Annotated in this window: 10 protein-coding genes and 1 pseudogene; 5 read left to right on the plus strand and 6 right to left on the minus strand. The window is 72.5% G+C overall.

From position 1 onward, the window contains the following. Window positions 1–47 precede the first annotated feature (47 nt). Window positions 48–848, minus strand: a complete 801-nt coding sequence (locus tag Dsi01nite_RS21990; RefSeq protein ID WP_203848101.1) for a TolC family protein — start codon at window positions 846–848, stop codon at window positions 48–50. 22 nt (window positions 849–870) lie between these two features. Here Dsi01nite_RS21990 and Dsi01nite_RS21995 point away from each other — a divergent pair, with 22 nt between their 5' ends. Beyond that, the gene (locus Dsi01nite_RS21995) at window positions 871–1,440 is read left to right on the plus strand and encodes a 3'-5' exonuclease (protein WP_203848102.1); all 570 of its coding nucleotides are present in this window, start codon (window positions 871–873) and stop codon (window positions 1,438–1,440) included. 32 nt (window positions 1,441–1,472) lie between these two features. Here the strand turns inward: Dsi01nite_RS21995 and Dsi01nite_RS22000 are convergent, their stop codons facing one another. After that, entirely contained in the window at window positions 1,473–2,102 is a 630-nt protein-coding gene (locus tag Dsi01nite_RS22000) for an MBL fold metallo-hydrolase (RefSeq protein WP_203848103.1), read from the minus strand. Window positions 2,103–2,243: 141 nt separating this feature from the next. Here Dsi01nite_RS22000 and Dsi01nite_RS22005 point away from each other — a divergent pair, with 141 nt between their 5' ends. After that, entirely contained in the window at window positions 2,244–3,611 is a 1,368-nt protein-coding gene (locus Dsi01nite_RS22005; RefSeq protein WP_203848104.1) for a DUF4349 domain-containing protein, read from the plus strand. A gap of 29 nt (window positions 3,612–3,640) precedes the next feature. On the opposite strand, the gene Dsi01nite_RS22010 is transcribed toward Dsi01nite_RS22005, so the two are convergent. After that, window positions 3,641–5,896 (minus strand): hypothetical protein, encoded by a 2,256-nt coding sequence (locus Dsi01nite_RS22010; protein ID WP_203848105.1) that lies wholly within the window; start codon window positions 5,894–5,896, stop codon window positions 3,641–3,643. A gap of 49 nt (window positions 5,897–5,945) precedes the next feature. After that, window positions 5,946–7,229 (minus strand): amidohydrolase, encoded by a 1,284-nt coding sequence (locus Dsi01nite_RS22015; protein ID WP_308442078.1) that lies wholly within the window; start codon window positions 7,227–7,229, stop codon window positions 5,946–5,948. Window positions 7,230–7,886: 657 nt separating this feature from the next. On the opposite strand from Dsi01nite_RS22015, the pseudogene Dsi01nite_RS22020 reads away from it, so the two are divergent. The 3 genes and pseudogenes from Dsi01nite_RS22020 to Dsi01nite_RS22025 all read left to right on the plus strand — a co-directional run. Further along, window positions 7,887–9,297 (plus strand): annotated as a pseudogene (locus Dsi01nite_RS22020) (serine/threonine-protein kinase); the annotation flags it as partial. A gap of 38 nt (window positions 9,298–9,335) precedes the next feature. Next, entirely contained in the window at window positions 9,336–9,815 is a 480-nt protein-coding gene (locus Dsi01nite_RS59185; protein WP_444542523.1) for a serine/threonine kinase C-terminal domain-containing protein, read from the plus strand. 91 nt (window positions 9,816–9,906) lie between these two features. Next, window positions 9,907–11,505, plus strand: a complete 1,599-nt coding sequence (locus tag Dsi01nite_RS22025) for a phospho-sugar mutase (protein ID WP_203848106.1) — start codon at window positions 9,907–9,909, stop codon at window positions 11,503–11,505. On the opposite strand, the gene Dsi01nite_RS22030 is transcribed toward Dsi01nite_RS22025, so the two are convergent. Next, complete coding sequence (locus tag Dsi01nite_RS22030; protein WP_203848107.1) at window positions 11,500–12,657, minus strand: glycoside hydrolase family 26 protein; 1,158 nt, start codon at window positions 12,655–12,657, stop codon at window positions 11,500–11,502. The two genes, Dsi01nite_RS22025 and Dsi01nite_RS22030, sit on opposite strands and share 6 nt — an antisense overlap. A 90-nt stretch (window positions 12,658–12,747) precedes the next feature. Then, window positions 12,748–13,380 (minus strand): uracil phosphoribosyltransferase, encoded by a 633-nt coding sequence (upp, locus tag Dsi01nite_RS22035; protein ID WP_203848108.1) that lies wholly within the window; start codon window positions 13,378–13,380, stop codon window positions 12,748–12,750. Window positions 13,381–13,393: the final 13 nt, after the last annotated feature.

Raw genomic sequence — 13,393 nt, forward strand, 5'->3', positions numbered from 1 at the left:
TGGATCACGCAGTAGGCACACGTTCGTGGGAGGGCATCCGGTCGGGTTCAGGACAGGTCCGCGAGGGCGTCCTGCGCGATTTTCACCCGCTTCTCAGCTGATTTGATGGCTTTCTCCGCGGCGGCGACGGCGCGTTCCGCCTCGGACTTCGCGGTCTCCGCGTCGGTCAGCTGCTGCAGCGCCGTCATCAGTTCGCGCCGGGCCTGCTTGACGACCCTGGCGTGCTCCTCCTCGGCGCGGCGCCGCTCCTCCTCCCGCCGCCGGGCCTCGGCCCGCTGCTCCCGGTCGTCCTGGGTCGGCGCGGACCGTTTCGGGGTCACGGTGCTGAGGTAGGGCCCGTCGTCGCCGCCCTGGACAAGCCGCAGCTGCGGTCGTGGGGTCTCCCCGAAGCCGGTGTACTCGAGCGATTTCGTCAGCGCTCCCTCCTGTACCGCCGCCGCCACCGTCGAATCAGCGAGCGCTGCCGCGAAGGTTCCCTCCACCTCCTGCAACGGAAGGTTGCCCCGGTCGGGTCCGGCGAGGCGGGCGGCCTCCCTCGCCAGGGCGGCGACGGTGGAGCGGCGCCGGGTCGACAGCTCGCGCAGCTCGGCGCCACGCAGCTCGCGTTGCGCGTCGCGGAGCTCCGCGGCCAGCTCCAGGAGCTCCTCGACCAGGTCGGGCCGCTCGTGGGCGAGGAGGTTGACCAGCCACGCGGCGACCGTCGGCTTGCGCAGCTTGCCGATCGTGCCGGCGAGCCCGGTGTCGCGCGCCGCGCGGGCCCTGGCGACCTCCTCGGCGCGCACCGCGACGAACTCCTCCGGCGGCACCGCGTACAACCTGGCCACCACGGCGGCGAGCGCATCGTCCACCACCCGATCGTAGGATCAGTGGATGCGCGCGGACGTCTATTTCTCCCTCGACGTCGAGGCCGACGGCCCGATTCCGGGGCCGTACTCGATGGTGAGCCTCGGCCTGGCCGTCGCCGGGCGCTCCGACGGGGTGTTCACCGCGGCGGATCCGACCGCCGACACGTTCTACCGGGAGCTGCGCCCGATCAGCGACGACTTCGTCCCCGAGGCCCTGGCGGTGTCCGGTCTGGACCGGGCGGCCCTGCTGCGCGACGGTGCCGACCCGGCCACCGCCATGGGCGAGCTCAGCGACTGGGTGACCCGCACCGCGGGCGCCGGGCGGCCCGTCATCGTCGCCTACCCGGCCGTGTTCGACTGGATGTTCCTGTACTGGTACCTGCTGCGCTTCACCGGAGCCAGCGTGTTCGGCCACTCGGGCTGCCTGGACATCAAGACCCTCTACGCGGTCAAGGCGGGCGTCCCGATCGGGGCGGCCGTGAAGAGCCGCATGCCGGCGCACCTGCTGTCCAAGCGCCGGCACACCCATCACGCCCTGGACGACGCCGTCGAGCAGGCGGAGCTGTTCGCGAACCTGATGGCCTGGACCCCGTAACCCCAGTCTCAGCCTCAGCCTCAGCCTCAGCCTCAGCCGATGCTGGTGCCCGGCTCCAGGCGGGCGTAGCGGGTGCCGGACAGCCGGGTCATGTGTCCGGTGACCATCTGCTGGCCGGCGTCCACCAGCAGGCTGTCGTGCAGCGCGAACGCCCGCTCCGGGGCGACGTCCCGGGTGAAGTCGATCGCCTCCGCGAGCTTCAGCCACGGCGCGGACACCGGCACGAACAGCGTGGCGATCTCCTCGTCCGGGACGTGGAACGCGTCGCCGGGGTGATACAGCGGGCCGTCCGGGGTGTCGATCACGAAGCCGACGTTGACGATCCGCGGGATGTCGGGGTGGATGACCGCGTGCCGGCCGCCGTGGGCGCGGACCGTCATCCCCGCGGCGACGAAGGTGTCACCCGGGGCGACCGCGTACAGGTCGGCGTCGAGGTCGGCGAGCTGCGCCTCCACGTCGGCGTGGGTGTGCACGGTGAGCTCGGGGCGTTTCAGCGCCCGCAGCGCCTCGATGTCGACGTGGTCGAAGTGCTCGTGGGTGATGAGGACGGCGTCGGCGCCGTCGAGCGCCTCCGCCTCGGTGAAGACACCCGGGTCGATCACCAGCACCCCGCCGCCGTGCTCGATGCGCAGACACGCGTGCGTGAACTTGGTGATGCGCATGACTCCGTGTCCCTTCGCCGTGTTCTCGCCGTGGCCCTGCCGTGTCGTAACCGTGACGCCGCGCCCGGGAACCGGTGCGGCGCCCGGGTGCGTCCCAGGTGGCAGTTCGATCGCTCCGGTCGACCCTACCCAGGAGGCGTCATGTCAGTCAGGCGCACGAGACTGTTCCTCGCGGCGGTGAGTGCCGTGCTGCTCGTCGCAGTGAGCGGCTGCGGCGCCAGTGACAAGGCGGAATCCCCCGCCAGCACCGCTGACCGCGGCGTGGCCGCGCCCGGGGTGGCACAGGAGGGCGGCGCCGGCCCCGCCAAGGAGCCGAACAAGGTCCCCGACAACCTCGACGTGGAGAACCGTTCGATCATCTACGCCGGCACGATGACCGTCCGCGTGGACGACGTCGACGCGGCGGCCGCCAGGGCCATCTCGTTCGCCACCCAGGCGGGCGGCTTCGTCGGCGGCGACAACCGCCGGCGCGACGACCGCCGCTCCACCGGCACGCTGGTGCTGCGCATCCCGGCGGCGAAGTTCACGCCGACCCTCGAGCAGCTCAAGGACCTCGGCGACGAGGAGGACCGCACCATCACCGCGCAGGACGTCACCGACCAGGTCGTCGACGTCCAGGCCCGGCTGGACAACGCCGCGGCGAGCGTCGACCGGATCCGCGCGCTGCTGGCGAAGGCGACCACGATCGGCGAGATCACCTCGCTGGAGTCGGAGCTGTCCCGCCGCCTGTCCGACCTCGAGTCCCTGCAGGCGCGCAAGCGCAAGCTCGACGGCCTGACCGCGCTGTCGACGATCACCCTGCAGCTGCTCGGCCCCGAGGCGGCGATCGCCAAGGACAAGGACGAGATCGGGATCGCGGCCGGGTTCAAGAACGGCCTGGCCGCGTTCCTGGCCTCGCTGCAGGTGGCGCTGACGGTGCTGGGCTGGTTGACCCCGTGGATCCTGCTGCTGGGTGTTCCGCTGTACGTCCTGATCCGGCTGATCCGCCGGTACCGGCCGAAGCGACCGGCACTGGTCCCCGCTGGCGCTCCGGCGGCGGGTCCGGTTCCGGGCTGGAACCCGCCGCCGTTCCCGGCCACCCCGCGCCCGGGACACGGCCCGCGCTCCGGCCCGCTGCTGGCACCGGTGCCGCCCGCCCGCGGCCCGGTCTCCGGACCGCCCGCCGCCACCGGTCCCGGCGCGGCTGGTCCCGGCGCGGCTGGTCCCGGCGCGGCTGGTCCCGGCGCGGCTGGTCCCGGCACCGCACCGCCCGCTCCCGCTTCGCCCACCACGGCGCCGGCGGCCACTGGTGGTTCGGCGTCGGGTGGGGCCGGCACCGATCCCGTGTCCACTCCGCCGGTCTCCGCGCCGCCCGAATGGACGAGCCCCTCACCGGTGGCCGAGGGCCCCTCGCCGAAGGCCGGAGACGGAGACAGGGACGGGGACGGGAACGGGGACGGGGACGGGGACGGGGACGGCAAGCCGGGCGGGTCACCGTTGCGCGACGAGGACGACCCGAAGCCGCGGTGACCGTCGCACCACCGGTGATCCACGTCCGGTCAGGGAGCCGAGGAGATCGAGGGCGCCGACGGGTTCGAGACCGTCGGCGGCTCGTCCGAGGCGCCCGACAGGACCGTCACGAGTCCGGCCACGGCCGCGCCGAACGCGGGCCGCAGCTGATAGCCGGAGTGTCCGTCAACCTTGGGGAACACCGTGTCACCGGGCGCGATGTCGAAGCTCGGCGGGTCCACCAGCCGCACATCCCGTGCGGTCGGTGCCTGCACCGGGCCGCCGATCGGGTCGGTGTCCCGCCAGAGGTTGACCCAACGGGGGCTGTGCTGACCCGCGTCGAGGACGCCATCCTCGGGTCGGGCCAGCACCGCGCCGATCCGCGCCAGCACCGCGTCGTTGACGTAGGCGGGGAAGAAGCGGGCGTACAGGCGGCGCAGTGGCGAACCATAGGTCAGCAGCGTGGTGCGGGCCTGCGCCTCGGGCGGCAGCTGCAACACGGTCGCGGCGGCCAGGACGGTGCCCTGGCTGTGCCCGGACAGGATGACCCCGCCCTGCTCGGCGGCGAGCCACCCGGTGCGCCGGGCGAGCTCGGGCACGACCCGTTCCGCGTAGCAGGGCGGCGCGAGGGGGTGCGCGGCCCGCGGCCAGAACGTGCCGAGGTCCCACAGGACGCCGACGATCCGGCGGAAGCGTTGATACCGGTACGCCAGAATCCCGATGAACACGAGCGCGAACGCTGACAGGCCGATGAGATAGGTGCCCAGGTTGACGACGGTCGACGTCACCTCGGCCGCCGCCGAACCCGACGCCGCCAGCCGGATCGGCCGCAGCCCGAGCAACGCGAACCCGGTCGCGACGACCGCCGCCGCGGCGGCCGGGACGAACACCCAGACCAGCATGCGCCCGACCTGGTCGGTGACGAGGGCGTCGGCGACGGCGGTGTCGATGTGCCGGGCCCGCGCGGCGTCGCGCTGCCGGCCACCGCGGAAGTCCGCGTCGGTGACGACCCGGGCGTACCGGCGCAGGCGGCGCACCATCGGCAGCCCCATCGTCAGCGCGACCAGCGCGGCGAGGACGAGCAGCAGGACGAAGCCGGCGGCGGCCCACTCGTAGGCGGGCGGCGGCTCGATGACCAGGCGGCCCTCGTCGTAGTCCGCGGTGGACGGCAACGAGCGCCGGTCGAGGAAGTCGGCGACCCGGTAGGCCATCCCGGCGGCGAACGCGACCGCGACACCGAGTCCGGTGCTCGCGATCAGCGGCCCCGCGAGCCCCAGCAGGACCGTGCCCTTCGGGCGGGTCGCCAGGACGACCCCGCCGAGGATCAGCATCAGCAGGACCTGCACGGCGAAGAGCACGGTGACGGTGCCGCTGAACGCCGGCAACCGGTCCCTGGCGGTCCACGGGTCCCGGGTGAGGCAGGCGTATCCGATGACGAGGCCGGTCAGCACGACGGCGGCGTGGCTCATGGTGCGGGTGAAGGGCTTCGCCCACGCGGCCGGCGTGTCGCGGTGCACGACGGCGCTCAGGGTCACCGCGACGACGCCGGCCAGCAGGATGACGGCGGTGACGGCGGCGAGGACGTAGCCGGCGGGGTGCCGGTCGTGCGGGACGAGGACGCCGAGCAGCGCCGCGTCGAGGGTGGCGAACGCGACCGCGATGTGCAGCGACCGGAGCCGGCCGACGAGCGGCCGGCCGTTCCAGAAGCACGGGTGCGCCAGTCCGTCGCCGTCGCCTTCGGTGGTGATCGGGTACGCCTCGTAGCGGGCCCAGGTGCGCCGGCCCAGAAACCACAGGAACGCGATCGCGAGGACCGGGATCAGCGCGGTGACGGCGAGCCGCCGGCTGGTGGTGGCGAACGTGCCGTCCGCGAGCACCGACAGGTACCCGCGGTCCTGCAGGCAGCGGGGCAGCGCCGCGCACTGCCAGCCGACCAGGTCCATCGAGATCTCGACGAACGCCAGGACGAACGACGCGGTCATGGTCAGCGCGAAGACGCGGGTCAGCGCCCGGATCGCCGTCCTGGCCCGGTCGCCGACGTCGGGGCGCAACCAGATCGCGACGTTGGCGAACATGAACGGCAGCAGGAGCAGCCAGAGCGCGCGGGCGGCGGCGCCGGCGGTGAGGTTGCCCCAGCGGTACGCCTCCAGGGTCACACCGCCCGCTCCGGCGCCTCCGCCGTACTCCGCGCGGGGACGGAAGAACCCGGCGTCGGTGTCGCCGGCGACCCGCCGCAGCAGGGGCCGGTCGAGGACGTCCTCCGCCGGGGTTCCCGTGACGCCGTGCACTCGCAGCTCAGTGACCACGGTCCATGGCTATCAGACCGGTGGTGCCTTGAGATATCCCCCGCGGGCTTTAAAAAGCGCCCGCGCTCAGTGCGGCGAGGGCGGTGTGCACCATGACCCGGACGCCGTAGCCGATCGAGCGCTCGTCGACGTCGAACAGCGACTGGTGGATGTCGAACTTCTGATCCGACCCGGGCACGCCGACGCCGAGGCGGATCATCGAGCCCGGCACGCCGTCGAGGTAGAACGCGAAGTCCTCGCCACCCATGCTGATCTCCGCCTCGACGACCCGGTCCGGGCCGAGGGCGGCACCGGCGGCGCCGGCGATGATCGCGGTGGCCAGGCGGTCGTTGACGACCGGGGGCACGCCGCGGGTGTACTTGACCTCGACGTCGGCACCGGTCGGCGCAATGACGTCGTGGACCAGCTTGGTGACCAGCTCCGGCACGTCGCGCCAGGCGTCGCGGCTGAGCACCCGGATGGTGCCGCGGGCGATGCCCTCGATCGGGATCGCGTTGGCCGCCTCGCCGGCCCGCACGGCACCCCACACCATGGAGACCCCGGCGCGGGCGTCGAGCTTGCGGTCCAGCAGCGACGGCACGTCCACCAGGATCCGGCCGAGCGCGTGCACGAGGTCGGCGGTCAGGTGCGGCCGGGCGGTGTGCCCGCCGCGTCCCGTGAGCCGGACCTCGATCTTGTCGGCGGCGGCGGTGAACGGCCCGGAGCGGACCCCGACCAGCCCGACCGGCAGCTGCGGCGCGCAGTGCAGCGCGAAGATCGCGGCGACGTCCTTGAGCCCACCGGCGGCGATGACCTCGGGCGCGCCCGACGGCATCGTCTCCTCGGCCGGCTGGAACAGCAGCCGCACCCGGCCCGGCAGCTCGTCGCGCTCGGCCAGCTGGGCCAGGGCGAGACCGACGCCGAGCAGGATCGTGGTGTGGACGTCGTGCCCGCACGCGTGGCAGACGTTGTCGACGGTGGAGCGGTAGGGCACGTCCTTGGTGTCCGGCAGCGGCAGGGCGTCCAGGTCGGCGCGCAGCGCGATGACCCGGTCGCCGTAGCCGATGTCGCACATCACGCCGTTGCCCTTGGGCAGCATGCGGGGCGACAGACCGGCGCGGGTCAGCTCGCGGGCGACCAGGGCCGCCGTCTCGAACTCCTGGCCGGAGAGCTCCGGATGCGCGTGAATGTGACGTCGCACGGCTACGAGCTCGGCACCCCGGGAGGTGAGCCAGCGGTCGAGCTGACCGGGCAGCGGATCGGCCCCGGGTGGAGTCTCGGGCCAGGACGACGTCAACTTGCTGACCCGTGCCGCCGCGGCGGCAGGATCGGGCAGCGTCAGCGCTCTCGTCACGGTGAGTTCTCTATTTCGGTCTAAAGGAGCGGCCCGCCCCATGCGTGCCACGGACAGACTAACTGGGTCAAGGTGACGGAGCGCAACATCATTCTCGTGATGTTGAGATAGCTGAGCGTCACTTGATTGGTGCTGGAGGCGTAAAGTTGCTGGCCTCGTCGGAAGTGTGCGGTCCGCTTCAGACAAGTACCCCTCACCTCCTACAACGGGTGACAGGCGCCACGGTCACGTGGTGTCGCGAGTAACTTTTCGCCTCGGTGCTGCCGTCATCGTCGCCGATGGTCGACGCACAGTGACGGAAGACGTCGCAGAGTGGCATGAACCCGGGGGTTGACGCCGCACCGTGCGTGCGTCTGGCTCCCCCGATCGGCAGGTGCACCAGGAAATCCAGGGAAAGTAGTCCCCCGATGTTCCGGATGCGTTTCAGTCCTCCTGCGTAGACGCTCCGCCCGACCCTCCGGGTTCCCCGAATGAGCGGATTCAATCCAACCGTTTCAGCAGCGCGACAAGATCAGCACGCACGGTTGCCTGCGGGTCACGGTACGGTGAAGGACGGGACCCCACCTTTCTTAACGGGCGAGCAGCACGCAAGATAGGGGGGACCGCGGTCGTACAGCGAGAAAGTCATCTCCCCTCCATGACGACGGTTTACTGCCTGTGACTCAGCTCCCGACGTGGCACGGCGAGCCCCTGCCACCCACCGGCGCTCTGGCCTCCGCCGGAGCCGGGCGTGACCCTGCGCGCGGCCCCGACCAGCGGGAGCCCCGCGAGCCTGGCTCCACGAGCATGCCCGTGCCCGGGCAGCGCGCCGCCCCGGGCGTGGTGATCGGCGGGCGCTATGCCCTGCGCACCGCCATCGGTCACGGCGGCATGGGCACGGTCTGGCGCGCCAGCGACACCGTGCTGCGCCGCGACGTAGCGGTCAAAGAGGTGATACTGCCGCCCAACATGGCCCCCAGCGACCGCGACTCGATGTATCAGCGGACGCTGCGCGAGGCCCGCGCCGCGGCGGCACTGTCGCACCCCGCCGTCGTCCAGGTGTACGACGTGGTCACCGAGGCCGGCCGCCCATGGATCGTCATGGAGCTGCTGCAGGCCCGCAGCCTCGCCGAGATGATCGTGGAGGACGGCCCCCTGGCCGCCCGCGCCGTCGCCAAGATCGGCATCGCGCTGCTCGGCGCGCTCGAGGTCGCCCACGCCGCCGGCGTCCTGCACCGCGACGTCAAGCCGGCCAACGTCCTCATCGCCGGCGACGGCCGCTGCGTGCTCACCGACTTCGGCGTGGCGCGGATGCCCACCGACAGCGAGCTGACCACGCCCGGCATGGTGCTCGGCTCCCCGCACTTCATCTCCCCCGAGCGGGCCATCGGCGCGAAGTTCGGGCCGCCCAGCGACCTGTTCTCCCTCGGCGTCACGCTCTACACGGCGGTCGAGGGCCGGCCGCCGTTCGACCGGCGCGACCCGTTCGAGACGATGCGCGCCGTCGTCGAGGAGCCCCCGGCCCAGGCGGTCCGCGCCGGCCCCCTGGCAGGCGTGCTCTACGGGCTGCTGGAGAAGGACCCGGCCCGCCGCTGGAACGTCGAGACCGCCCGCGCGGTCCTGCGCGACCTGCTCGCCGGCCCCCTCGCCAGCAACGCTCCCGCGCACATGACCGACCCCTACGCGGTGGTCCGCCCGACGCACCAGCCGACGGTCGCGACCCCGCAGCAGCCCCCGACCGGCCAGATCGGCGGCCGGGCGATGATCGCCCCCGGCGAGACGGTCAGCGGCGCCATGCGGCGCATGCACTCCGGCGGCCCGTCCCACCAGGCCCAGGACGCCGAGCTGGAGCGCACCGACGCCAGCCGGTATGCGGCCTACCAGGACGGCCCGCTCGGCACCACCGACTGGACCCAGGCCCCGGCCGAGCCGCCGAAGCAGTCCGGCCCCGACCTCAAGCGCATCGTCACCCAGGCACCACGCTGGGCGAAGGTCGCCGTCGCCGCGGGCGTCGTGGTCGTGCTGGTCGTCGCGCTGTCGATGTCAGGGCTGTTCGCCGGCGGCGGCTCGGACGCGCAGAACGGCAGGCCCCCGGTCACCACGTCGAGCGGCCCGCCGAAGCCCCTGATGGACGTGGAGTCCTTCACCCACACCGGCGGCATCACCGTCAACATCCCCAAGGGCTGGACGAAGAAGCAGCTCGGCAACGCGGCCGCGCCCTACTGGGACATCACCGACCCGAACGACGCCAACCGCCGCATCCGGGTCAACATCGAGAAGGCGTCGAACACGCCGCGCGCCTTCCTCGAGGGCGCGGAGAACCGGCTGAAGGCGACGGCGTCCAGCTGCACCCAGCCGTACACGCACGTCGACATGACCGACAACAAGCTCGACGGCCACGACGCCGCGGTCCTCGAATACACCTGCGGCGCCGGCGACCAGCAACGGCACGCCCTGTGGAACGCCGTGGTCGTCAACGGCAAGAGCTACCACTTCTTCGTGACCGTGCCCGAGGCCAAGTTCGCCGAGAGCAAGGTCATCTTCGAGGAGATGGTCCGCTCGTTCAAGCTCACCACCCCGTCGGCGGGCGCCTCCACCGGCCAGTGACCCCACCCTCGGTCCACGATCAGCGACGGCGGGGTGGGGCGGGGAAGGCCGAGGCGGCTCGGGGTCGGGCGGGGCGTGCTAAGAACGACGGATGAGTGATCTGCGCGCCGAAGCGGAGGCCTGGCTGGCCGACGATCCCGACCCCGCCGGCCGGGACGAGTTGCGGGCCGTGCTCGACGATCACCAGGAGCTGCGGGACCGGTTCGCGGGGCCGTTGACGTTCGGCACGGCCGGGCTGCGCGGACCGCTGCGGGCCGGGCCGAACGGCATGAACCTCGCCGTCGTGCGGGGCGCCGCGGCCGGGCTCGTCCACTGGCTGGCGCAGACCGGGGTCGAGGGGCCGCTCGTCGTCGGCTACGACGCCCGCCACGGCTCGAAGGCGTTCGCCGAGGAGACCGCGAAGGTGGCTCAGGGCGCCGGCCGGCGCGCGTTGCTGCTGCCCAGGCCGCTGCCGACGCCGGTGCTCGCGTTCGCCGTGCGGCACCTCGACGCCGCCGCCGGGGTCATGGTGACCGCGAGCCACAACCCTCCGCAGGACAACGGCTACAAGGTGTATCTCGGCGACGGCTCGCAGATCGTGCCGCCCGCGGACCGGGAGATCGAGCGGGCGATCCGGGCGGTCGGGCCGCTGCGGGACGTGCCGCTGGGTGACGCCGGGGAGACGCTGGGCGAGGACGTGGTCGACGCGTACGTGGACGGGGCCCTGCGCACCGTCGAGCCCGAGGTGCCGCGGGACCTCGTCATCGCGTACACCCCCATGCACGGAGTGGGAAACGACGTATTTGTCCGGACTATCACCGAAGCGGGATACCCGGCACCGAACGTCGTGGCGGAGCAGGCCGAGCCCGACCCCGAGTTCCCGACGGTCAAGTTTCCGAACCCGGAGGAACCCGGCGCGACCGACCTGCTGCTCGCGCTCGCGACGCGGAGCGACGCGGACATCGCGATCGCCAACGACCCCGACGCCGACCGGTGCGCGGTGGCGATCAAGGCCGCGGACGGCTGGCGGCTGCTCCGGGGTGACGAGGTCGGGGTCCTGCTCGCCGACCACCTGATGCGCCGCGGCGTCAAGGGCCGGTATGCGACCACCATCGTGTCCTCCAGCCTGCTGTCCAGGATGTGTGAGGCCCACCAGGTGCCCTACGGCGAGACGCTCACCGGCTTCAAGTGGATCGTCCGGGCCGGCGACGACCTGGTCTTCGGCTACGAGGAGGCGCTGGGGTACTGCGTCGCGCCCACCCACGTGCGGGACAAGGACGGCATCACCGCCGCCCTGCTGGTGTGCGAGCTGGCCGCCGGGCTGAAGTCCGAGTTCAAGGACCTCGGCGACCGGCTCGACGAGCTCGCGCTGCGGCACGGCGTGCACGCGACGGACCAGCTGAGCGTCCGCGTCGACGACCTCGCCGACATCGCCACCGCCATGGCCACGATCCGGCGGCAGCCGCCGGTGGCGCTGCTCGACGAGCCGGTGCACGCGGTCGAGGACCTGCTGCCGGACGCCGACGTGCTGATCGTGCGGGCGGGCACGACCCGGGTGGTGGTGCGGCCGTCGGGGACGGAGCCGAAGCTGAAGGCCTACCTGGAGGTGGTCGAGCCGGTCACCGGCGGTGACGTCGCCGCCGCCCGCGAGAAGGCCCGCGCGTCCCTGGCCGCCCTGCGCACCGAGACGGCCGCCGCCCTGGGCCTATAGCGTGACGGCGAACACCGTCGATGCGGCCAGCTTCTGGAACTCCGAAAGGGCCGCCGGTGAGCTGTCGGGCCGTGTGTCGCCCTTCGGGGCGTTCGGCGAGTCGAAGTACACCAGGGCCTTGATCGCGGGGAACCGGCCGAGCTGCTGGCGGACCGTCGAGTAGATCCAGGCCTTCTGCGCGGGGTCGGCGGCGTGCTCGTACACCCCCCATTCCGCGATCATGAGCGGCTTGTTGCCGTGCGTCCGGGTGGCCCAGGTGTAGAACCCGGGCCACTTGGCCGGATCCGAGGTGCGGTCGACCAGGTACGCGAAGTCGCCGTGGCCGTAGCCGCCGGGCTTGGCGAACAGGTAGGGGTCCATGCCGATCCAGTCGACGACGTCGTCACCCGGGTACAGGTCGCCGAACCACGGCTGCACGCACCACGGCTCGTACGCCATGTAGACCATGACGAAGACGACGTTGGTGACGCCGGCGGCGCGCAGGCGCAGGACGGTGTGCCGGTACATGGCGGCGTAGTCGCGGGCGGTCATGCCGCCGCCGGCCCGCACGTCGTTCTCCGGCTCGTGGTGCAGGGCGACGAACAGCTTCCCCGGAAACGCCCTCAGCCGGGCCGCGGCCCGGTCGATCCGGGCGTCCTGCCCGCCGGCGGCGACGTCGGCCCAGGTCGTGCCCCAGGCGACCTTCCAGTTGGCGAACAGGATCCGCTTGCGGGCCTGCTGCACGGTGGCGATCTCGTCGGCGGTCGGCCAGACCTCGTCGCCGCGGTGGTAGGAGTGCAGGATGTCGGCGGGGCGGCCGGTGGTGCGCTCGAAGTCGCCCAGCGCCCTGGACGACGGCAGGTCGGTGAACGCGCCGGGCGCGACCCCCCACAGCAGCCCGCAGCCCGGCACCAGTTTCGCGCTCAGCCCGCAGCGGGTGGCCTCCGTCGCTTTCGGCGCCGGCGCCTTGCTCGTCGGCGCGGCCTTTGTCGGCCGGGCCGCGGTGCCGAGGTTTTCCGTGTCTGGTCGCTGCGTCGCCGGTACGGCGGCAGCCCGCCGTTCGGGTCTGCCCCCGCCGGTCGCCGCGAGGGCGCCCGAGCCGACGAGGATCCCCACCGTGACGGCGACGGCGAGGACCGGGTGCGTGCGCAGGAACGAGCGTCGGTGTTTCATCGCCGGTCACCGTAGGCCGCTGCTCAGCCCGTCAGGCAATGGCTGAGCAGCGGGAATCCCCCGAACCGGCGACGAGAATTAAGGCGCTACTCAGAAACGCGGCATGCCGCCGAACTGGCGGTCGCCGGCGTCACCGAGGCCCGGAACGATGTACATGCGCTCGTTGAGCTTCTCGTCGATCGCGGCCGTGACCAGGCGGATCGGCAGGCCGGAGTCGGCCAGGCGCTCGATGCCGGCGGGCGCCGCGAGCACGCACAGCACGGTGATGTCGGTCGCGCCGCGGTCGACCAGCAGCCGCACGCAGTGCAGCAGCGAGCCGCCGGTGGCCAGCATCGGGTCGAGGACCAGCACCGGAATGCCCTTGAGGTCACCGGGCAGTGACTCCATGTAGGCGCGCGGCTCGTAGGTCTCCTCGTCGCGGGCCAGCCCGACGAAGCCCATCGAGGACTCCGGCAGTAGCGCCAGGGCCGAGTCGGCCATGCCCAGCCCGGCCCGCAGGACCGGCACCAGCAGCGGCGGGTTGGCCAGCCGGGTGCCCTCGGCCACGGCGACGGGCGTCTGCACCGGGAACTGCTCGGTGGCGAAGGAGCGGGCCGCCTCATACACCAGCATCGTCGTGAGCTCGTGCAGCGCGGCCCGGAACTGGCCGTTGTCGGTCCGTGCGTCACGCATCGCGGTCAGTCGCGACTTGGCCAGGGGGTGATCCACCACGAGTACGTCCACAGCGACTAAGCCT

The organism is Dactylosporangium siamense, assembly GCF_016862795.1.
In the GTDB taxonomy this organism is placed as follows: Bacteria; Actinomycetota; Actinomycetes; order Mycobacteriales; family Micromonosporaceae; genus Dactylosporangium; species Dactylosporangium siamense.

Excerpts from the sequence above, each read along its gene's own strand:
- Dsi01nite_RS22005 (WP_203848104.1), top strand. The coding sequence starts at position 2,244 with ATGTCAGTCAGGCGCACGAGACTGTTCCTCGCGGCGGTGAGTGCCGTG.
- Dsi01nite_RS59185 (WP_444542523.1), top strand. The coding sequence starts at position 9,336 with ATGGACGTGGAGTCCTTCACCCACACCGGCGGCATCACCGTCAACATC.
- Dsi01nite_RS22025 (WP_203848106.1), top strand. The coding sequence starts at position 9,907 with ATGAGTGATCTGCGCGCCGAAGCGGAGGCCTGGCTGGCCGACGATCCC.
- Dsi01nite_RS21995 (WP_203848102.1), top strand. The coding sequence starts at position 871 with ATGCGCGCGGACGTCTATTTCTCCCTCGACGTCGAGGCCGACGGCCCG.
- Dsi01nite_RS22000 (WP_203848103.1), bottom strand. The coding sequence starts at position 2,102 with ATGCGCATCACCAAGTTCACGCACGCGTGTCTGCGCATCGAGCACGGC.
- Dsi01nite_RS22030 (WP_203848107.1), bottom strand. The coding sequence starts at position 12,657 with ATGAAACACCGACGCTCGTTCCTGCGCACGCACCCGGTCCTCGCCGTC.